The 21,558-nt window shown below is 62.1% G+C and carries 17 protein-coding genes and 1 tRNA gene; 4 read left to right on the forward strand and 14 right to left on the reverse strand.

Annotated elements, in window-relative coordinates; translation table 11 throughout:
• Positions 1-156 precede the first annotated feature (156 nt).
• A complete protein-coding gene (locus tag RIN79_RS17680) occupies positions 157-339 on the reverse strand; it encodes a hypothetical protein (RefSeq protein ID WP_309086005.1) in 183 nt (60 codons plus the stop codon).
• Between the two features lie 728 nt (positions 340-1,067).
• On the opposite strand from RIN79_RS17680, the gene RIN79_RS17685 reads away from it, so the two are divergent.
• The 3 genes from RIN79_RS17685 (at position 1,068) to RIN79_RS17695 (ending at position 3,554) form a co-directional block, all read left to right on the forward strand.
• Complete coding sequence (locus RIN79_RS17685) at positions 1,068-1,490, forward strand: VOC family protein (protein ID WP_309086006.1); 423 nt, start codon at positions 1,068-1,070, stop codon at positions 1,488-1,490.
• 439 nt (positions 1,491-1,929) lie between these two features.
• A complete protein-coding gene (locus tag RIN79_RS17690) occupies positions 1,930-2,214 on the forward strand; it encodes a hypothetical protein (protein ID WP_309086007.1) in 285 nt (94 codons plus the stop codon).
• A 317-nt stretch (positions 2,215-2,531) separates the two neighbouring features.
• A complete protein-coding gene (locus RIN79_RS17695; protein WP_309086008.1) occupies positions 2,532-3,554 on the forward strand; it encodes an alpha/beta hydrolase in 1,023 nt (340 codons plus the stop codon).
• 135 nt (positions 3,555-3,689) lie between these two features.
• Here the strand turns inward: RIN79_RS17695 and RIN79_RS17700 are convergent, their stop codons facing one another.
• Entirely contained in the window at positions 3,690-9,704 is a 6,015-nt protein-coding gene (locus tag RIN79_RS17700) for an autotransporter outer membrane beta-barrel domain-containing protein (protein WP_309086009.1), read from the reverse strand.
• Between the two features lie 833 nt (positions 9,705-10,537).
• On the opposite strand from RIN79_RS17700, the gene RIN79_RS17705 reads away from it, so the two are divergent.
• Entirely contained in the window at positions 10,538-10,735 is a 198-nt protein-coding gene (locus RIN79_RS17705; protein WP_309086010.1) for a hypothetical protein, read from the forward strand.
• 2 nt (positions 10,736-10,737) lie between these two features.
• On the opposite strand, the gene RIN79_RS17710 is transcribed toward RIN79_RS17705, so the two are convergent.
• From RIN79_RS17710 to uxuA, 12 genes are all read right to left on the reverse strand, one after another.
• Positions 10,738-10,815 (reverse strand) — tRNA-Met (locus RIN79_RS17710).
• Between the two features lie 140 nt (positions 10,816-10,955).
• Positions 10,956-12,188, reverse strand: a complete 1,233-nt coding sequence (locus RIN79_RS17715; RefSeq protein ID WP_309086011.1) for an AGE family epimerase/isomerase — start codon at positions 12,186-12,188, stop codon at positions 10,956-10,958.
• A 35-nt stretch (positions 12,189-12,223) separates the two neighbouring features.
• Positions 12,224-13,240, reverse strand: a complete 1,017-nt coding sequence (locus RIN79_RS17720) for a hypothetical protein (RefSeq protein ID WP_309086012.1) — start codon at positions 13,238-13,240, stop codon at positions 12,224-12,226.
• Complete coding sequence (locus tag RIN79_RS17725; RefSeq protein WP_309086013.1) at positions 13,237-14,028, reverse strand: GntR family transcriptional regulator; 792 nt, start codon at positions 14,026-14,028, stop codon at positions 13,237-13,239. Before RIN79_RS17725 ends, RIN79_RS17720 begins: the two co-directional genes overlap by 4 nt.
• A 10-nt stretch (positions 14,029-14,038) precedes the next feature.
• Positions 14,039-14,923 (reverse strand): carbohydrate ABC transporter permease, encoded by an 885-nt coding sequence (locus tag RIN79_RS17730; protein ID WP_309086014.1) that lies wholly within the window; start codon positions 14,921-14,923, stop codon positions 14,039-14,041.
• Between the two features lie 9 nt (positions 14,924-14,932).
• Positions 14,933-15,880 carry a sugar ABC transporter permease gene (locus RIN79_RS17735; protein WP_309086015.1) on the reverse strand — a complete coding sequence of 316 codons (948 nt, stop codon included), beginning with the start codon at positions 15,878-15,880 and terminating at the stop codon, positions 14,933-14,935.
• Between the two features lie 59 nt (positions 15,881-15,939).
• Positions 15,940-17,172 carry an extracellular solute-binding protein gene (locus tag RIN79_RS17740; protein ID WP_309086021.1) on the reverse strand — a complete coding sequence of 411 codons (1,233 nt, stop codon included), beginning with the start codon at positions 17,170-17,172 and terminating at the stop codon, positions 15,940-15,942.
• 38 nt (positions 17,173-17,210) lie between these two features.
• Positions 17,211-18,311: a sn-glycerol-3-phosphate ABC transporter ATP-binding protein UgpC gene (locus RIN79_RS17745; RefSeq protein ID WP_309086016.1), complete on the reverse strand. Its 1,101-nt coding sequence runs from the start codon at positions 18,309-18,311 to the stop codon at positions 17,211-17,213.
• Between the two features lie 6 nt (positions 18,312-18,317).
• Positions 18,318-19,103: an SDR family oxidoreductase gene (locus RIN79_RS17750; protein WP_309086017.1), complete on the reverse strand. Its 786-nt coding sequence runs from the start codon at positions 19,101-19,103 to the stop codon at positions 18,318-18,320.
• 53 nt (positions 19,104-19,156) lie between these two features.
• The gene (gene eda / locus RIN79_RS17755) at positions 19,157-19,795 is read right to left on the reverse strand and encodes a bifunctional 4-hydroxy-2-oxoglutarate aldolase/2-dehydro-3-deoxy-phosphogluconate aldolase (RefSeq protein WP_309086018.1); all 639 of its coding nucleotides are present in this window, start codon (positions 19,793-19,795) and stop codon (positions 19,157-19,159) included.
• Positions 19,785-20,705 (reverse strand): PfkB family carbohydrate kinase, encoded by a 921-nt coding sequence (locus tag RIN79_RS17760; protein WP_309086019.1) that lies wholly within the window; start codon positions 20,703-20,705, stop codon positions 19,785-19,787. The genes eda and RIN79_RS17760 overlap by 11 nt, the downstream gene beginning before the upstream one ends.
• On the reverse strand, positions 20,702-21,558 hold an 857-nt coding region (gene uxuA, locus RIN79_RS17765; protein WP_309086020.1), incomplete at its 5' end, for a mannonate dehydratase. The genes uxuA and RIN79_RS17760, both read right to left, overlap by 4 nt.

The following is a 21,558-nucleotide window of genomic DNA, read 5'->3' on the forward strand; positions in this document are numbered from 1 at the left end:
GGGCGGCAACTCCGAAGGTCGCGCCATTGGTCAAATAGAGGCCAACTCCGCCGGTCCCGCCATCCCCTGGGCGGTTTCTGGCGGAGTTTCCTCCCGCACCGCCATTTCCGCCGTGAACATCCGAGGATAGAATCCCGAGATAGCCAATACCAGTGACTACGGCGCCGTATGCGCCTGCCCCACCCCCGCCCCCATCGCCAAATTCTCCGCTGCCACCGCGACCGCCGTCTCCGCCCTGAACACTGCCCATTGGCAAGGCATCTCCGACGTAGCCGTGTGCGCCACCACCGCCTCCGGCCCCGCCCCCGGCGAGGAAGATGGGGCTAGCATCCTGGCCATTCGATCCCGATTCGCCCGGCAATGCACCGCCTGCGCCTCCAAAGGCAGAAGGGTTACCAGCGCTAAGGCCGCCCCGTCCTCCTACTACGCCAGAACCGCCCCCACCTCCGCCTCCTCCATAGGTGATATCTCCAAAATCGTCCCCCGCCTCACCTGGGCCAAGGATGCTGTCAGCGCCGCCGTGGTCACCGTATTCGCCCCCGCTTCCCGCCCCGCCATCGGCGCGGAGCGGCGTGGCGCTCACAATCACAATGGCAGTACCGGCGCCCAGGCACCAAATTGCTCGTTTCCAGCCCTGCGACATGTGATGTGCCCCCAATCGTTCCGTGGAAGGTTCACTTACATTTGCGTGGGTGCAAGTACGTGATTGCCCACGGAGGCGGATTTCGCGCAAATGTTGCAGGCAGGTGACATGGCATCGCGCAAAGGCCCTGGCCTGAGCCAGTGGGATGGTAGGGGTGACTGAAAGGCGACCGGGAAAGGTCTTCCTCCTAACCGTGAATCAGCCGAAAGGTTTCGCGTCGGCGGAAGCGTGTGACGCGTCGCGGAGGCTGGCAAATGCGTTGACGCAGGGCGGTCTGATCGTTAGCTTTGTCGCGTCTAAAACAGGTTAGGTTCGGGAAGGTTGGCCCGGCCCCCGCTTGGCGGGTCCTTCCGTCACTAAAGGTGACGGCCCAAGACTATCAAGGCGTACGCATGGTGCGGACGCCGATAGGAAGGGTATGGCCATGAAACCACGTATTTCCGTTCTCACGCTCGCTGTCTCCAATCTTGAAAAATCGCTTTCCTTTTACCGCGATGGGCTGGGTTTCCCCACCCAGGGCATCATCGGGCGGGAATTTGAGCATGGCGCGGTTGCATTCTTCGATCTCCAGAGCGGTCTGAAGCTCGCCATCTGGACGCAGGATGACCTTGTCCATGACACCGGATTGCCCAAGCAGCCGATCTGCAGCACCGCCAGCAGCATCGGGCATAATGTTCTGCGACGCGAGGACGTGGATGACATCATGCGCAAGGCCCGGCTTGCTGGCGCACAGGTTATCAAGGCACCGCAGGATACGTTCTATGGCGGGTACGCAGGCTATTTTACTGATCCTGACGGACACCTTTGGGAAATAGTCTGGAACCCCCAAATGCTGCCATCGGACTGAGGTCACGCCTCACAGAACTGCGAGCGCGCCAGTTAGCTCATAAAACGCCGTAGCGCCCTCGTCTTCGAATAGCACCCGATCCGCCACCATCACGCGAACCAACATATCGTCATCCCTTCGGTGCGGCGGATACCTGTCGCCGCAGGTTTTTGATCTCGTGGCCGACTGGGGCAGAGATATGCCGCAAGAGACAATCGCAGAGGTTGTGCAGGCATTGAACCTTTTTGATCCTGTGCCGCCGACACACCATTGATCTAGGAAGGCTTGCAACCTCCCCGACGGTAAGGCATCGTCCGTCGATCCGGGAAACGTGCCGTTCGAGAACAAGGTGATCCCGAATAGTACAGTCGCCCCTAGCAGATGCTTTGCCTTTATACGTTGCAAGGCATTAGGGGCAGAGCTACCAACAATTCTCGAAACAACTGCTGGGGCGCACTCTATGATCGGAAGGGCAAGGCAGCCGTGGATTCTCAACACGGCGACCAGCGTCGCGGCATTATGTGCTCCGATGGGAGCAGCGCATGCGGCATCTTTCCTGGTGACGAACGAAGCTCAGCTGGCAGCCGCGATTTCCACGGCTAACTCCAATGGCGAAGCCAATACCATCATCTTCACCGCGGCCCTGGACACGCCGGCGACCCTGAACGCCAAAGCCCGCCGGCCGAGGCTCGCGGGGCGAAAGGTGTGGCTGAAATCACGTTGGAACCAGGCTGGCTCGGATTAGTTGTCGCCCTTCAGCAAACTGGAGGGGCATATCTTGAAATCGCTAGACGAGCTAAACTCCAGATCAGCGAGTGTTCCGCCGTCTCGGTCCGCGGCGGAAACATCGGCGACCACGCAATCGAAACGATACGATCTCGTCTTGATCCCACAGACAATTGGCTCGTGTGGGATAACCTCCATGATGCACCGGCGGACCGACAGCCGTTGCGAATGATGTGGGTCAGATTCTCCGCAAAGGAGCCGCCCAACCGCGCGTCGCAGGGGCTAGGCTCCGACTGAAGCTGAATGGTAGTGAAGAGGAGCACTATGAGGAGACGGATGATGGCGCTTCATAGAATCTTGGTCTCGGCGGTGGTACCGCTAGTGCTGGCAGGTGGCGATGCACGCTCGGCAGATTCCACTCAAGGCTCCGCGGCCAGCGCGAGCGAGACTGCCGGGCAAACGACCGCCCCTTTGCCACCCACCCGCACGGGGTATGCCGATGTCGAGGGCGGACGAATTTTCTATCAGGTCTATGGTGATCTGAACTCGGGAAAAACGCCGCTTCTAGTGCTACATGGCTCGTTCATGTGGGGAGACACCATGCTCCCGTTCGTCGAGCCGTTTGTTGCCAGCCGCCCCGTAATCACCATCGACGCTCGCGGTCATGGCCGCACGGGCGACCTCCCCGGCTCCATCACCTACGAACTGATGGCTGACGATGCAGCGGCTGTTTTAGCGGCATTGGACGTGCCGAGCGCCGACGTGCTGGGTTATTCAATGGGCGGCACCACCGCAATCTTTATGGCGATTCGGCATCCAGAGCGGGTGGGCAAGCAGATCATCGTCTCCGGTCCGTCGCGGCGTGACGGCTGGTACCCCGAAGTCCTCGAGGCGATGGAGCAAGTGACGCCTGAGATGTTCGCCGGCACGCCCATTGAAGATGGATATCGGCGACTTTCGCCCACCCCGAACGAATTTGCTACCTTCATCAGCGAGGTCACCGCCCTGGAAGAGGCGAACTACGAGAGCTCAAACGATGCGATCCGCGGGATCGACGACAAGACTATGATTATCGCTGGGGACGCGGACGGAGTGGAACTGCAGCACGCCATTGAACTGTTCGAACTGCGCGGCGGCGGAGACCGGCAGGCAGCGGCTCGGGGTTTCCTTGCAGGGGCGCCGCGTGCGCGCTTGGCTATACTGCCGGCCACATCGCACATCGGCATCATGGCCGAGGCGGAGCGGATCGCCGCCTTGGCCATGCCGTTCCTAGACGATCGCGGACCTCCTCGGGCCACAGGTTTCTTCGAGGGGATGGACGTACCGTCCGGCCAGACACCCGCTGCCGGGGACCGCTGAGCAACTCGAAATTAAGGGTGGTCGATTCAGCAGCGGCGAGCAATACTCACCCGCCACTGTGGATCAACAAATAAAAAGCCCCGCTGGCCGGAGCCAGCGGGGCATGGGGCGGTCACAATGGGGTAATGACGCGCCCTACCATTGCATGCGGAAGCCGACCGTGCCGGTGATCGAGTGGCTATCGCCGAAGTTCTCCAAGCTCGTCTTCGCCAGCGCCTCGCCATAGAGGGAGTATTTGTCCTCGGCGAAGTTGAGCGAGCCGCCGACGCCAAGACCGCCCCAGAGCGCATCGTCCTCGCTCTCGATATCCGCTCCCGCGACATCCACATTCGAGCCGCCGTCGAAGTCGTAGTAGAGATTGGCGATGCCGTAGAAATGCGAGCGGTTGATGCTGCCGGACGAACCCTGCCACTCGGCCTGGCGGTCGAGCGTGATGCCGAGGCGCCCGACGAGGTTCTCGGCGCTGTCCAGCGACACATCCGCCCCGAAGGCATCGGTGAAGTCGTCGAACTCCACGGCCGAATAGGTGAGCTGCGCCTGCGGGGTGGTTGCCCAGGCCGGCGTCAGCGCGATCCGCTTGCCTGTTTCGAGGCTGAGCACGTAGCCCACGCCCTCATTGCCGTCCTCCAGCGTCAGCCCGGCCGTGCTGGATTCAAGATCGCTGTCGAACCAGGTCACCTGCGCCTGGCCGTCCACATAGAAGCCGTTGTCGGCATACCAGGTGAGCGTGCCGCCTGCGCCATAGCCGGAGCCTTCGATGGACCCGTCGCCATGGATGGAGGCGACGTCGGCCGAGAAGGTGCCGTAATGCAGGCTCAAACCGCCGATGAGATCGCCCGCGCCGACATCGGCGATCGGAATGTCGATGCCGGCCTTGAACTTCCAGCTCGACAGATCGTAGTCGGCGCCCGTCGTGCTGGTCTCCGGCTCGAAGCTCCCGCCGAAGCCACGCAGTTCCGCCCAGATGCCGAGTTGCCTCTGAGCCACCGTCTCTTCCGAGATCGCGTCAGCGCCCTCGGCGACGACGGTCCACTGCCGGTTGCCCACGCGCTGCTGCAGCGTACCGATGTCGATGAAGCCGAGCAGAGCGCCGGCATAGGCTTCATAGAGCGGCACGCCCGCCTGATAGAGTAGACCACCTGGTTCCGGCTCCGGCTCTGGCTCCGGTTCGGGCTCCGGTTGGGGCTCTGGCTCCGGCTCGGGCTCAGGTTCTGGTTCCGGCTCGAGCTCCGGGTCATAAACGGAACGCAAGTACCAATCCCCATCGCCAGGATCGCTCACGCCACCCTGGTACAGCCGGTAAGCATAAGCCCCCGCCACGACTGCCTGCGCGCCCTGGAACACGTAGTCACCCACAAGTGAGAAAGCACCGTCGGAAGCACCCTCCACCTGAATGATGCGAATTCCTTCGACTGTCGGCGCTCCGGTGCCGCCAAGATTCGTCACGTCCACGTAAGCTGTCCCGGAGGAGTTACCGTTGATGACAAGAAGGTCGGTGGGCGACGCGTCGCCTCCCAGTTCCGTCTCGATCGCAATCAGACCGCCATTGCCGAAATAATGACCGTCGATGGTGAGCGTTCCGATGGACCTGCCCGGCGCGATGGTTCCCCCGTGATGCGTTGTCGTCCCGACAGTGCCGATGCCCTCAAGTTTGCCGCCACCGAGTATGGCGAGCGAGCCACCGAGCATTCCGTTTGCCACCAGAGTCGCACCAATAAGCTCAGCTGTCCCTTTGAATCCAGAATTATCGCCGGTGAGCTCGACCACGCCGCCGCCGATCACCGCGAGAGTGCCCGAACCGGAAATGGTGCCCCCATAGCTGCCGGCATAATCCTGGTCTAAGGCGAACATCGCCCCGGACGAGAGTTCTAGATCACCAGCAAAACGATCCGTCGCGGAGATGAGCTTGCCTTGTTTCACACTCCAGTCCAAGGTGGAAAGGCCGCGAAGCGTGAGCGCGCCGACACCACGCTTCACCATTCGGCCGTCCGTGCCGGACAGGCCGGCGATGTCCCCCGCGAATTCGCCATCCCTGAGCTGCTCAAATACAGTCGTGCCAGCATTGGCGATGTCCCCGCGGATGGACAAGTCATCACCAATCAGCGTACCGGCAGAAACGGCAGTGCCACCCATATAGCCGTTGGTGCCCGCCAAAACCAAGGTGCCAAGATCGGATTTGACGAGTTGACTTGCACCTCTCAGGCTCGACGTGATTGTCGCAGTCATGCCAGCACCCGCATTGGAACCGTCGCCGACACGGATTACCGTCCTACTGCCCTCGCCCTCGAGGTCGATTGACGCGCCTTCAACTCGATAGCCGTCGGCCGTGAACTGCATGCCGGTTACCGACACGGCCTGGCTCTCTACCGTTACGGTTCCGGCAGTGCCCTGGAACACGGCAAAGGACGGCATCGGTTGATAGGGCCCGTTGAACTTGCCCGTCGAGTCGGTCCAATTTCGGCCCGCAAGCGTCCATGAGCCGGAGCCCCCGTCGATTGACGTGTTATCGTGCTTAGAGCTGTCGCTTCCGTCCCAAAAGGTCAGCACGGCTCCATCGGTGGAAATTAGGTTTACTTGACCAGCCACCGCGTCCTGCAGAGTTAAGTCCGCAGCGTCAATGCCAGCCGGCCTTGCGCCGATCGAGAATCCGAGATTTGTAAGCCGACCCCCATAATCGAACAGCCGGTAGACGCCAGCGCCAAAGCCGCCCGCGTCCGCAACGTTCAGTGCACCGTTAAGTACGAGGTCTCCGGACACGTGGAAAGGGCCTGTTTGGTTGCCCGGCCTACCAAGCGCGACAGCCGTTGACGAGCTGCTGCCGAGGGTGAGCGATCCCATGGACAATGTCACACCTTGTCGCCCGGTCAGCGTGCCGCCATCGGCGATCGTTACCGCCCCGCCGATCTCGCCTGAGCCGTCGAGGGTCGCAGCCGCGGCGACGGTGAGGTCACCGCCAAGCTTTCCGTTGACGGTGAGCTTCCCGCCGAGCACTTCGGACATTCCGATGAAGGTTGAACTATCTCCAGTGAGCGAGGTGGTGCCACTCCCGGTTTTTGTGAAGCGGCCGGTGCCCGACAGCGTGCCGAGGTACGCAGCATCCACTTCGTCTCGAAATGTCAACGAAGCGCCGACATCGACTCTCGCGTCGCCGGTAAACCGGGCTGCCGAGGAGATTAGACTGCCGGAGGAGATCGTCCAGTCGAGCTGGGAGGAACCGCCCAGCGTAAGCGCACCTAGACCCTCCTTGATTACACTTCCATTCGACCCGTTAAAGCCGGTGATCTGGCCAGCGAACACCCCATCGGCTGTTTCGTTGAACACAGTTGTAGCGGCGTTGGCCAGGTCGCCGCGAATGGAGTCGACGTTGCCGACGAGTCTACCGGCAATCACGACCGTCCCTCCCGCATAGCCATTTTGCCCCGCGAGGATGAGAGTGCCGAGATCAGATTTGACGAGCGCGCCTTGTCCGGTCAATGCGGCGTCGATGAATGCTGAATAATTAGCGCCTTGCGGCGTTCCGTCGCCGACCCGGATGATGTTCAGCGGGCCAGCCAGATTGATCGCATCGCCTTCGATGGCGTAGCCGTCCACCGAGAACTGCATGCCGGTGGCGCCAACCAGACCGAGATCGTCATTCACGATGACCGTTCCGGCAATGCCCTGGAAGACGGCAAAGCCCGGCTTTGGGTTCATCGGCCCGTTGAATACGCCGTTCGCGTCCGTCCATGTGGGCGAGGAGGCGGTCCAGGTTCCGGAGCCGCCGTCGATTGAGGCGTTATACGCATCTTCGGGATCGTCGCCGTCCCAGAACGCGAGCTCCTGCCCCACGCTGCTGATGAGGTTTACCCAGTTAGCTTCACTTGTTTGGATCGAGAGCTGCCCCGCCTCCACCCCCGCCGGCACGCTCCCAATCTCGAGCCCCTCGTCCGCCAGCTCGCCGTCATAGTTGATCAGGCGGTACACGCCAGCACCGAACGAGCCCGTATGCGCAACGTTGAGCGTGCCATCGAGCCTCAACGAACCGGCCACCTTGAACAACGGCTGCGCGGTCGGCGAGCCAAGCGTCACATTGACCGTTGCTTCCCCGTGTAGAGACAAAGAGGCCATTTCTAGGGTCTGGCCACTCGCGCCGGACAGGGTTCCACCGTGGGAAGCTATCACTGTGCCCGCAGTTGATCCCGAGCCGCCGAGGATCCCCCCATCGCGAACCTGAATGGTTCCGCTGCCAAGCGCTCCTTCGAGTTTAAGCATCCCGCCTGTGACGTTGGTGTCGCCGGTAAAGGCCCTGCTGTCGCCGATCAGCAGGGTCGTGCCGGCAAGTTGATTGATCGTACCTGTGCCCGCTATGGCCGGAATAAATTCGTAGCTCTCATCAGTATGGTTAAAGTTGATAATTCCGTTGAGTACGACCGACGCATTGAGCACGCTTCCGGCGCCGGCGGCAGGTGCGTCTGCAGCAGAACCAATGTTAAGCGTACTGGCGGTGATGGCGAACGTACCGCCATTCAGATCAATCGCCCCCCCGTCAGTGACGGTCACCGACGCACCGGGGCCATCGGCGTAGAGGTCGTACGTCGTTAAGCTAGATCCCATGCCCCTTACGCTCAGCACAGCGGATTCCACTTCGTCTCGCTGCGGCCAGGCAGTCAGGCGCACAAACGGCATCAAAGTGGCATCGCCAAACTGATCAAAGACAGTAGCATTTACCTGCGCGCCGTTGGCGACTGTCAACGAGCCCGAGCTCTCCATGGAACCGATGTCGATGCGAGATGCTGTCCAAATCGAATTCAGGCCCTCAACAGTGACTGAGCCAAACCCCTTGTCCCATCCTACTCTTGAAAACCTGGTAGTGACCGCGCCGCCATCACGGATGCCGAGCGTACCCGTTCCTCCCATTGCACCAACCTGAAAGACAACGGTGGCATCGGAAAAGGTTGAACCCTCACCCTCAATCGTGATCACGCCACGCCCACCGAAGGCGCCAACGCTATATTGCTCGGCCGCAATCAACTCGGTAAATCCCTGCCTAGCCGACTTCCTTACGCTTCCGCCGTTGCGGATGACGAGATGGCCGTTGCTGCCCCTGACTGAGCCAACCATAACGGCGCCGCGCTTATCGGTCAGATCGAGTTCGGCCGCGCTACCGTCCACGACGAGCGTACCGGTCGCAACGATCAGATCACCAGTGAGGCTGTGTGCGTTGGTGAGCGTGAGGGTGCCCGTCCCCCTCTTCTCAAGGTTCTCCGCGCCAGAGATAATGCCGCTGTAAGTTCCTCCGTCCAGGATCAAGCTGGCGCCGCCGGCCGAGACTGGACCCGAACCATTCAATTCCGCCGCCGCAAGATCAAAGTTGTTGAGGTCGAGGACGCCGCCATTAACATAGAACTTGGCTCCTTGGCCGAAGGCGTTCACGGCTCCTGCCCTCATGATGCCGCCGCCCACTGTGAACTGACCAGCAAAGCTGCTGCTGCCCGTTAAAGTGGTGGTTCCGGCCAAATGATTGACATCGCCGTTGCCCACCACTGCGGGTGCAAACACATAGTCGCTGCCGGTATGGTTGAAGACGAGGCGACTATGCCCGGAGAAGCCTAGAAAGACACTCGGCGCAACGAGGGTGCCTGGCGCCGCGGCGGCGAATTCTGCCGATGAGCCGATATTCACCACACCAGCGCTGCCGGGGAATTGACCTGCATTGACGGGATCGCTGGCCGTGACATTCCCGCCGTCCGCAATCGTCAGGCTTCCGGTTCCGGAGGAGCCCACGATCACGAAGCCGGTCGTCCAGGCGGAGCCGCGGCCGATGACCTCAACCGATCCAGACATCCCAGAACCCAAGCCGATCGCTGCTGCGGAGCTAGTGAGGGTGCCGCCATTGGCGATTATCAACTGACCGTAGTTTACGCCACCGATGTAGAGCTCTCCGATCTGAGCCCCTGGTGCGTCGATAATCGGTTGCCGACCCTCGCTATCAATATACGCGGCCCCTGACGAGGGGACACCAGGATTCCAGTTCGCGGGATTGAACCAGTTGGCGTCCAGCGATCCCGTCCAGTTCGTGGACTGCGCATGGGCGCCGGGGGCGATCAGAGCCGACGCGGCGAGAAGCGCTGCGTGCCTGCCACGACTGAAAGATCTGCTTCCCCGCACCACTCCTTGCCCCCCAGACCCCGGTGCCGCGGCAATTTTTCCTCTTGCCGTCGCGCGGCCAACGTACTGCCTTACGGCGCTTGGCTTGGACTCATTGACAGCGTCCCCAGACAAAGTATCACTCATTCAACTTGACGGTGGGGCATTGCGCAAGTTGAAAACGCATCTGGCGTTTCGCTCATGGGGACGTACCGAGGCGCTGAAACTGCCGAGACCGGATATCCGCCAACTGATCGCGCAGCCGCTCGATCTCCGACTTAAGGTCCTGGATCACGTCACGGCCATTGCCGAGGGAGCTTGAGAACTGCTGGAAGTCCTCGCGCTGCAGGTCAATCTGCCGTTGCAGGTTTGCAATCTCGTGGTCGGGTTCAGATTCCGCTCAGACCATTTTTGATTTCGAGGCAGCATTGTCGTCCGCAGACCCGCTTTGCCCGCTGGAGGCGTCACTGGCGCGGGCTCAAGCTCCGCGGGCGTGTTCTCTGGCGAGGGAGAAGACTGAGGCGCTCCTGTGGCTTTGCAGCCGGCCATTTCCAGCGCACCGTCCGGGAGGGAACGGCCTTGGACTTTCGCCCACCCCCCTAGCCCGCGCCCACCAGGGCGAGAGCCTTGTCGAGGCGCAAGCACGTCCCCAGCTACCTCACACGCCGCTTCAGTTCTTCAGGCGAGTGCCTCTCCGTCTCACCCTCGAAACCGACGCCCGGGGTAATCTCATACGCGCAAGTTGCGGCGAGTGGCGCTGTTCCAGGCGGTCAGGGACGGCCGGCCGCGCGCTTCCATCTTGCTGGTCAGCGCCATGTGTGGTCTCCTGCCTTGATAGCAGGGAGTGAGGAAATATCGTGATCGCAGATTATATTGACGAGTTCATTATGCTCTGCGTCGGCCTATGGATGACCGGCGTGGGATTTGGCTTTCTCTCGGTTCCGACCAACCCGGGACGACCGGCATGGCAGACGCACCTCGTCCGCCAGTTCAAATGGATGGGGCCGCTTCTGCTGATTATCGCGGTTGTACTCGCCATCGCTACTCGGTCCTGATCTGGTTGCGGTGGCGGGATTCGAACCCGCGATCTCCTGCTTATGAGGCAGGCGAGATAGACCACTTCTCCACATCGGCAGAGGGTAGCTGAGCCGGAACTACTACCCTATTGATCGCTTGGGGCTATGGTCGGAGACCATAGTCCCTATGGCTCCTACAGGCCACGAAGAACTCAACATCGCTTCGACTGTTCCCGCGTTCTCTCACGCCTGGTGAGAGTCAGGATCGCGGATCTAGTACGGTGGTTCTTTTGTCACGGTACTTCGAAGCAGGCGTCTTCCTCAACGCCACTATGACCTCATGGCAGGCCGACACCGGATGATAATCGGTCTTGGCCGGAGGACTCTTCTCATTGCTATACTTCCGCCCGAAACGGTCGAGAATGCGAAACCAGCCGCCATGTTTGTGGTCGATGAAATGCCGGTCGGCATATTCCCAGCCGCGCTCGTACCAATCCCAATATTGCCGCCGCCCCGTCTGCACCGCGAGCAGGGCGGCGGCAGCGATCATTTCGGATATGACCCAATAGTAGCGGTCCGTATCCAGGATGCCGCCGTCGGGAGCAAAGCTGTAGTGCATACCCTGGGCCTCTCCATCCCAAGCCTTCTCCATTGCCGTGTTGAACAGCCGCTCCGCCGAAGCGACTTGCCAGTCTTCGGGCCGATAGCGATGGAGGATCATGAGCAGCTTGGCCCATTCGACGAAGTGGCCGGGGAGATACCCGTAGGGCTTGAACAGATGCCTCGGATCCTCCTTATTGTATTCCCAGTCCAGGCTCCAATCACTGTGGTAGTGCTCCCAGAGCAGGCCTCCTGATTGGGCCGTGAGTTCACTGCAGATGCGCCGCGCCAAGGTGGCTGCGCGATCGAGATAGCGCGCCTCGCCTGTCGCTTCGAAAGTGGCAAGCATCGCCTCGCACATATGCATGTTGCTGTTCTGCCCTCGATAGGCGGCGACAGCCGACCAGTCGCCAGCGCCGATCTCGTCCACATAGAGTTCGGCGTCCGCCTCCCAGAAGCGGGTTTCCAGCAGATCGTATGTTTCGGACACCAGGGCCTGCGCCTGCGGCAGGCCTGTTTTGGCTGCCGCAGCGGCAGCCAGGAGCACGAAGGCATGGCCGTAGCAGTAGCGGGTTGGGTCGATCACTTCCGATCCGCTCAGCACCCACGCGTAGCCGCCATCGGCCTGCCGATGATGCCTCCCGAGGAAGGCAAGGCCATGCGCGGCGGCTTGACGATATTGCTCTTCGTTGAAATGCAGGAAGGCGACGGCGAAGTTATATATGAAGCGACAGGTGCCGACGAGATGCTTGGTGTTCGGGTCAAAAACAGTCCCGTCGTCCAGGAGCTGGTTGATGAAGCCGCCGCGTTCGTGGTCGATGCACACGGGATAATAGAAGTCGACGATGCTCCGAATGTGCGATCGCAGGAAGTTTTCGTCGCGATAAGTCAACGCCGTTCCTCATCTTCGCTTGCGCGTCAGTGATCTCAGGCCGCCCTGCAGGCGATCCGGTATTCGGTCCTGAACGGTTCCGCTGCGGTCAGGGCAATGCTCGTCGGCACGCCGCTTCGGCAAAGAGGATCGGACCCCGCCGCCGCCGTGGCCGGCCCCAGATCGAAGGGCGCCGCAACCGGTTCTACGCCGAGCCCACGGAAGCGGCCAGACCATGGGTAGAACCGCCTGCCCCCTGCGGAAATCCACAGGCAGCAAGCGGGAAAATGCGCCGCGTTCCAGGTTTGGACGATGGAGTAGCCGAGATCCGGATAGGTGAAGGAGATGCTGCCGCCGAGCCCCGTCAGGAGCACGAGGTCTTCGCTTTCTCCGGGCAGGGGAAGCGTACGAATGTCGATCAGATCACCTTCGCGCGACAGCAGCGCATTGGGAGGCGCGTCCCTCTGGTCTGGCCTGAGCGCCGTGCGGCCAGCCTCCACCTCCAACGGGAACGTCCATGACCTCGACTGTTCCGCCAGATCGAGATGCAACCGCCTGGGCCTTTCGGGGAGCTTGTAGACCGGGTGAAGCCCCACGGGTACGCGGCAATCGTGCCGAGCGTGAATTTCGAGGGCGAGGTCCAGCGCCGCACTGTCCACAGCGGCGGTGACGGTGCGCACAAGGCGGCCGATTGCATGCCCTTCCGGATAGTCGATCCCGATCGTCACTGAGCGCCTGCCCGCCTTCAGCAGGCGCCAGTGGTGATTGGAAGCGAAGCCGTGTGGAAATGAGTCCACGACCGCACCTTCCATGCCGCGCGGCGGCCGCCAATCCTCCGGCAGATCGGGACGCGGGGCATCAATCCCGAACGGCACGCACGGCCATTCGCCCCTTAGGCGCTGCAATATGCCGGGAAGCCGCCGATGCTCTTCGTCCTCCTCGTCAGCCCAGGGAGCAATCGCGAAGGGCTGCACAAGCCTGCCGCCAAGATCGAAGGAGACCGGGCCGAGCATGCCGCCGAGACTTTGCACCTCGCCCTGGACGAAATCGCTTGCAAAGCGCCACGTCATCACGCCGCGGTATCCTCGCGGCCCGCATTCTGCTTCTCGGAATCCCCCGCCGCCGACATCGAGGGCAGGTCGGATCGCTCGAAATACTCGGGATAGCGCTCCTGCACGATCTTCAACGCAGCGAAGACGCGCCGCAGGTGGATGCGCATCGCCTCCTCGGCCGCTTGCGCGTCCGCACCCTCAATGGCGTCGACGATCCGGCGGTGCTGGTCGATGACGACGGACATGGCATCGAGCCGCGGAAAGGAAAGATAGCGGAAGCGATCCATGTGCAGCTTCGCCGCATTGATATCCGCCCAGATTCCGGGAAAACCCGCATAGGCGGCGATCTGCTGGTGGAAGAGCTCGTCGGACTTGTAGAAGCGACGTTCGTCGGAGATCGACGACAGCGTCTCCTGGATAGCCAGTTCATCCCTCAGCTTCTGCACAAGCTGAGTCCGGTTGGGGCTCTCCACAGCGCGGACCACGAGGCCGACCTCCAGCGCCTCCCGCAGGAACTGGGATTTCTCCAGATCGGCGAATCTCAATGGTGCAACGATGCTGCCGCGCTGGGGATAGATGTCGATCAGCCGGAGAGTGGCGAGGCGGGCGAGCGCCTCGCGCACGGGTGTGCGGCTCACGCCCAGCGCTTCCGACATCGTTTTTTCGGAGACCATCTCGTTCGGCTTCAGCCGGAAAGTGAGAATCTGGTCGAGGAGGATCTCGAAGGTTCGGGCGGCAACCGAAGCTCCGGCAGCCGAATCGGCGAAGCGTCTTTCCGGTCCTGCGCGCGTTCCGTTTGCTCCGGCCATTCTCGTTCCCTCAAAGGCTCTGCAGCTTCAGTCCATTCATGAAGTGCCTGCGCAAAAGTAGGAACAGTATCACTGTCGGCAGGCTGGCCATCAGTGTCGCCGTCATCACCACATTGGGCGTGGTCGCCGCATAGCTTCCCTGCAGCACCATCAGCCCGTTCATAAGCGAGCGCACCTCCTCCCGGCTCGTCAGCACCATGGAGAAAAGAAGATCGTTCCATATCCAGGTGAACTGGATCAGGAAAAGGGCCGTCATCGGACCCCAGCAATTGGGAAGGATGATGGAGCGGAAGATGCGGAAGTCGGAGCATCCATCGAGCCGGGCCGCTTCGTCCATCTCGCGCGGCAGCCCCGCCATGTAGTTGCGCAGCACCAGCACCGGAAAGGGAATGCAGACCGCGGTATAGAAAAGGATCATGCCGAGCCGGGTGTTGTTGAGCCCCAGTTTCGTGTAGCCCATGAAAAGCGGTATCAGATACATCTGCAGGGGGAAGATCGTGCCCGAGAAGATGAGCATGAACCAGAAGCCCTTCCCCCGGAATTCGATCCGCGTCAGGCCATAGGCCGCCAGCGCGGCAATGAACACCGCAGCGCCGCCGCCGATGAACCCGTACAGGGCGGAGTTGAACATGCCGTCGGCCATCCGCGTTTTCGTCCAAGCCTCGTAGATATTGTGCAGCACCGGCTCCCAGGACTGCGGCAGCGCCAGCGGATGGCCAGTCCCATACTCAGCGTTGCTTTTGAAGATGGACACGACCAGATAGTAGAAGGGCGTCATCCAGGCGAGCGCAAGCATGACGGCCATGGCCAGCATCACGGCCTTGCGCGTGTCGGTGTGCTGCTCCCTCCGGGCGATCGCATCGAAATCAAGCTTCGACAGGTCGACTGCCGCCATTTCCGTCTCCTATCGCCTGTCGAGGCGCTGCTGGAGCAGCCCGAGCGACCAGCTTATGCTGAGCGCGATGGCGCCGAGCACCACGGCGATGGCTGCGCCATAGGCCCAGTATCCCGCCCGGAAAGATTCCCAGTATTGATTGACCGCCAGCGTCAATGTCGAGCGGTTGGGGAAGTCGCGGCCCATCACCCAGACCAGGTCGAAGGAGGTAAAGCCCGCCAGCACCGACACCGTCACCACCACCAGGATGGTCGGCGCCAGAAGCGGTAGGACGATATGCCGGAAGACCTGCCAGCGGGAGGCGCCATCCACCTTCGCCGCCTCGATGGGATCGGTGGGCAGAGCGTTGAGGCCGAGAAGCAGAAGGACCATTGTGAGGCCGACCTGCTGCCACAGATGCGTGATGATCATGGCCGGCGTGGCGAGACCGGCCTCGTAAAGCCATCTCTGCGCCAGCCCCTCCAGGCCTATGCCGCGCAGCATGGTGTTGACGATGCCCTCATTGGCATAGACGTAATACCAGATGACGCCGACGGCGGTGGCCGAGAACATCCGCGGCAGGAAATAGATGCTCTTGAAGGTCTCCTCGCCTTTGAGGCCCTTCACCAGCAGCGCCAGCGCAAGACCAAGCAGCGCGGGGAGGAAGAAGGACGCCACGACCCAGACGACGGTTCGTGCCGTGGCCGTGAAGAAGTTGGGATTGGAGAGCAGCCGCTCATAATTCGCAAGGCCGGCATATTCGCCGAGTCCCGAGAACTTCGCCCATTGCGTGAGCGAGGCATAGATGTTGAAGACGACCGGCAAAAGCAGAAAAATGCCGACGAACAACAGTGCCGGCGCCATAAAGGCGAGCGCCGTCCAGAAGCGCCTGCGTCCGCGCCGGCGCTCGGTCGCCGCCATGGCATCGACCGATGGGATGCCCGGCGGCAGGGAGGTTTCGGCGATGCTGGCGGTCATTCGAAGTCCTCGGCAAGAATGCCGGCGAGAAGCTGACGCCTCTCGCCGGAGCAGTCGATCTACTGGCGCGAAGCCCAGTATTGCGAGGCGATAGCCTCGATGTTGTTCATCGCCGTTTCAGCCGTTTCCATCGACGGATCGGTCATGAAGCGGTTCATCTCCTCGACGGCGGGCAGCACGATCTCGGAAGGCGAAGCTTCCCAATAGCGGGTCATGGAACGGTAGTTGCCCTTTGCCGCCGAGTCTGCAATCTGGCCGATGATCTCGTTCGGCACCTTTGCCTTGAGATTGCCGGCATAAAGGCCCGGCGTGGTGGCCCAGGCGTTCATGGCGTCAGAGCTGAGATACCACTTGGCGAATTCCATCACCTCGGGTTTTTGTGCGCCGGCCGTGCTGATCAGCAGGGGCGAGGCCTCCACGATCACGACATTGGGCACGTCGGGATCGACATTCGGCATGATAAAGGCGCCGAAATCCTCGCCCGGCTTCAGCCCGCCCGCCTCGATCAGGCCGATGTTCCAGTCGCCGGCCAGATACATCGCCGCCTTGCCGCGGGCGAAATCGAGCTGCTCCTCCTGGCTCGCCGGATCGGTGAAATAGCCTTTGGCATAAAGGTCGTTCCATATCTCGAAGACGCGGCGCACCGGCTCGTCCGTATATTTCAGCTTGCCCTCGTTGAGAGCCACATAGGCGTCGGGATCGGTGCGGATGAGCAACTCCTCGAACCAGACGAAGCCGCGCCAGCCTTCCTGAATTGAGGCATTGAAGGGAATGATATCTGCCGCTTTCAGCTTCTCGCATGCGGCCATCAGTTCCTCCCAGGTGGTGGGAACGGATTCGATGCCGGCCTTCTCGAACAGCTCCTTGTTGTACATGACGACCCAGCGATTGATGCCGGTCGGCATCCCGTAGATGTGGCCGTCGACCTTGAACGGCTCGGCCGCGGAGGCATCATATTCGCCCGCCGCGATCTTCTCCGCCCACAGATCGTCAAGCGGGGCGATCTGCCCGCTCTCGACGATCTCCTCGAGCTTCGTGCCGTTCCACCAAGTGAAGGCGTCGGGCGCATCCCCAGACATCAGGCCCGACTGGATGAAGGCCTGGAACTGGTCGGTGGTGTAGGCGCTGAACTGCAGGTCGATACCGGCTTCCTTGGCGGCGGCAGTCAGACCATCCCATCCGGCTTGGTAGAACGGCTTGTCATGGTAGACGGTGACGGTCTGGGCATGCGCCCCTCCCGCCGCGGCCAGCGCGGCGCCGGCAAGTGCCGCCGCCGCCAATTTCTGAATCATGTTCACGGGTATTCTCCTCCTTGTCATATATTCCGTTGCTATTGGCGCAGTGACCGGCCGGTTTGCGCGTCGAAGAGGTGCAGCCTCTCCCGGTTGATCAGGAAATTGAGCACCTCGCCATCAGCCACAGGCCGGGGCCTCTGCATGCGGCTCGTGATTTCGCTGCCGGCGAAGGGTGCGAAGAGGAGCGTCTCGTTGCCGAGGGATTCCGTCAGCACCACCGGCGCGGAGAAGAGGTGGGCATCTTCGGGCAGCAGGCCGTGGCCCTCCGGCACAATATCCTCGGGACGCGCGCCGAGCAGGACCGGCCGGCCGGATTCCAGCCCCTCGAAACGAGCCGGATCAAGAGCAATGGCTTCGCCCGGCAGCCTTACCTCCGGGCGCCCGTCAGCGCCGCTCGCGATCTCACCGGAAAGCATGTTCATGGCGGGCGAGCCGATGAACCTTGCTACGAATTCGTTTGCCGGATGCTCGAAGACATCGAGGGGAGCGCCCGCCTGCTCGATTACGCCGTCGCGCATCACCACGACCTTGTCCGCCATGGTCATCGCCTCGGTCTGGTCGTGCGTGACGTAGATGGCGGTGGTGCCGAGCCGGTGATGCAGCCGTTTGATCTCCACACGCATGGCGCTGCGCAATTGCGCGTCGAGGTTCGACAGAGGCTCGTCGAAGAGGAAGACCTCCGGCTCGCGGATGATTGCCCTGCCCATGGCCACGCGCTGGCGTTGTCCACCGGAGAGCTGCGACGTGCGACGATCAAGATAATCGTCGAGCCGCAAAATCTCGGCCGCGCGCCTTACCCGCCTATCGATCTCTTCGCGCGGCACCTTCGCGACCTTCAAGGCGAAAGCCATATTGTCGTAGACGGTCATATGCGGATAGAGCGCGTAAGACTGGAACACCATGGCGATGCCCCGGTCCCGCGCCGGTAGGTCGTTGACGACGCGGTCGGCAATGCGGATTTCTCCGTGGGATACCGATTCCAGCCCCGCGATCATGCGCAGCGTCGTCGACTTGCCGCAGCCGGACGGACCGACCAGGGCAACGAAGCTGCCCTTCTGGATCTCCAGGTCGATGGCCTTCACGGCGATCTGCCGTCCATAGACCTTGACCAGTTGCTTCAAACTCACATGCGACACGGTCGGCTACTCCTTGCGCGGGGAGCCGCCGATGCGCGAAAGCAGCCCACCATCAACGCGCACCACCTCTCCCGTCACAAAGGATGCTTCGTCCGACAAGAGGAAGGCGACCACAGCAGCCACCTCCTCCGGCCGTGCAGTACGGCCCATCGGGTGCATGTTGTCGAGCGTCCGCCACAGGGCATCCGGGTCGTCGTTCAGGCGGACGGCATCCTGAAGCATGGGCGTGTTGACAGCGCCCGGCGCCACCGCGTTCACGCGCACGCCGAGCGGCGCGTAATCCACCGCCATGGATTTAACGAGGCCGACAAGGCCATGCTTGGCCGTGGTGTAGGCCAGCACTCCTTCCTGGCTTGCAAGCCCCTGCACCGAACTCATATGGACGATCGCGCCGCGGCTCTGCCGCAATGCCGGCATCGCAGCCCGCGACAGGAGATAGGCCGCCTTGAGATTCACGCTCATGACCTCGTCCCAGAGCGCCTCGTCGGTCGTCTCGACGGTGCCGTAGCGCTGGATCCCGGCATTGTGGGAGAGCATGTCGAGGCCGCCGAAATCTTGCTCAGCAAGTGCCACCGCTTGCGTGCAGGTCCTCGGATCAGCGGTGGAGCCGACAACAGTCCGCACCTCCGCACCCGCGCCCTCAAGTGCGCATGCGACGTCTGCGAGCGGCTCCCGCGCCCGGTCGACGAGAATGAGCGCCGTCCCTTTGGCTGCGAGCTTTTCGGCGACCGCCCGGCCGATGCCCATGGCGGCGCCGGTCACCAGCGCCCGCTTCTTCTTTTTATCAGCCATCTTAACCTCCCGACAGACCTAATAGGGAATGCTACCATGGTAGTCAACGCCGGCTATTCTCCACGCTCCATGGCCTGCAGCGACTGCTTCATCACGGAGGAGATCCGTTCGCGCGGCAAAAGCTCCCCCGCTTTTGTATACATCCAGGTGCCACCAACCGAGGCGACGTTGCGAAGCGCGGAATAACCCGGCAGGAGATGAAGATCGATTTTGCCGCTCGGCATGAAGCTGACATCCGGGAACACATTGCCGTAGTCGGAGAGAACCGCGGTTCCCCCGGCGGGCTCGGATGGGTAGAACTTAAGCAGGGCAGCGCCCGCGGACCTGGCTGCGATCACCTCCGTCGCGGTTTGCACGCCCGGTATCAGCGGAACAGGCCTGCTCGCCGCATAGGCGACAAGTTCGGGCGCAAAGCCGGGTGAAATGGCGAAGTCGGCTCCCGCCGCGACCGCTGCATCATACTGCGCGGGCGTAAGAACCGTCCCGGCTCCGAATACCATTGCTGGAAAAGTCTTCCGGCCGGCTTCGATCGCCGGAAGGGCATCCTTGCTCCTCAACACGATCTCGATTCCCGTGGCGCCGCCTTCTGCCAGCGCACCGATGACGTCAATGCAGAAGGACACGGATTTAGGCAGTACGATAGGGAGGACAGCGATCTTCCTGATCCTCGCCTCGAACTCGCTATAGCTCATCGCACGACTCCATGAAGGCCAGCGTTTCCCGCCGGCTCGGAGCACCCAGCCGCCCCCCGAAACGCTGACATTTTATGGCGGCGGCAACGCTGGCGAAGCGCAGCCCACGCTCGATCTCGCAGCCTTCCGCAACGGCCAGTGCAAAGCAGCCATGAAAGACGTCGCCAGCGGCCAGTGTGTCGACCGCCGTCACCTTGGGCGCGGGCACGTGCCGCACGGAAGCCTTCGCGCTGTCGTACCAGAATGTGCCATTCGCCCCGTCCGTCACGGCGACAAATGCATTGGTGCGGCGGGCAAGCTGTCCGACCGCCTCCGCAGCTTCCAACTCCCGTCCGCAGATGGCGGTGGCGGCGGGCTGCGATGCAACCACGTGGCTCGCCAACGGGAAGAGACGGTCGAGCACGCTCCGCGGCGCCACGTCCGCATCAAGGATTCCGGCAATGTTATCGCGGCTGGCCTGCTCGAGCGCCAATGCAGCCGCGCCCGGCCAGCGCACGTCGACCAGGACAGCATCAAAATCCGAAAAATCGTCGAAGGGAAGAAACGCCGGTTCCTCCTGGGTCATCGGATCGTAGTAGGGCACGATCATCCGCTCGCCGACGGCATCGACGAGAATGGAAGCGAAAGCCGAGCGGCCGCCGGCAACGCGCCGCACAGCCGAACAATCCACGCCTTCCCCTTCCATCTGCGACAGCAGCTCCGCCGCCGCCGGGTCATCGCCCACGCTCGCCCAAAGAGACACCTTTCCCCCTTGCCTGCTGGCAGAGGCGGCTGCGCTTGCCGCCATGCCTGCCGCGATCTGCACCGCAGCCTCGGGGATGAACTTGCCGGAGCCAGCAGGCAGTCTCTCCAGCTTGAATATTGTGTCCAGGGTGAGCGCCCCGACGCAAAGCAAGCGGGCGGGGCTCACGTCAATCCCGCATAGCCACGCTGGTGCGTCAGGGCGGTGATCACGCCCCGCAGTTCGGCCAGCCCCCGTAGGCGGCCGACCACCGGATATCCCGGATGGGTGGCGCGAAGGGAATCGTCGATCAGCTCGTGGCCGTGATCCGCTCGAAAGGGTATGGGAGCACCGCCGCCGGCAAGCCGCGACTGCTCTTCCTCAAGCAATCTCGCGATGACCGCTACGAGATCGACATCGCCGCCGAGGTGGTCCGATTCCATGAAGGAGCCATCGGCGTCCTTCTTCACATTCCGCAGATGCGCAAACTTTATCTTATGGGAGAAATGGCGGGCGATCTCCGGCACGTCATTTTCGGAATTGGCCCCCAGCGAGCCGGTGCAGAGCGTAAGTCCGCTGTAGTCGGACGGCACGGCATCCAGGACGAATGCTATGTCTTCCGCGTTCTTCACGATCCGGCACAGACCTGTCACATCCCGGGGCGGATCATCCGGGTGAATGCACATCGACACGCCGGCCTCTTCGGCCGCCGGCAGAACATTCTCCAGGAATTGCACCAGGTTGTTCCGGAGCTGCTCATGGGTGATCATCGACTGTTCGGCGATCGCCGCGCGCAGTTCCTCGATCTCGTAGCGCTTGAAGGCGCCGGGCAGGCCCGCCATCATGTTGGCAAGAAGCTTCCGCTTGTCGTCCTCGGAAGCCCGGTCGTTCCATTCGGCGGCGCGCGCCAGGACGGGGGCGGTATAATCCCGTTCCGCGCCTTCTCTCTGCAGTATATGGCAGTCGAAAGCCGCAAGCTCGTGCATGTTGAGGCGCAGTGCCGTCCCTCCTCCCGGCAGCCGCACGGCGAGATCCGTTCGCG

This window comes from Chelativorans sp. (genome assembly GCF_031180965.1).
GTDB lineage: Bacteria > Pseudomonadota > Alphaproteobacteria > Rhizobiales > Rhizobiaceae > Chelativorans.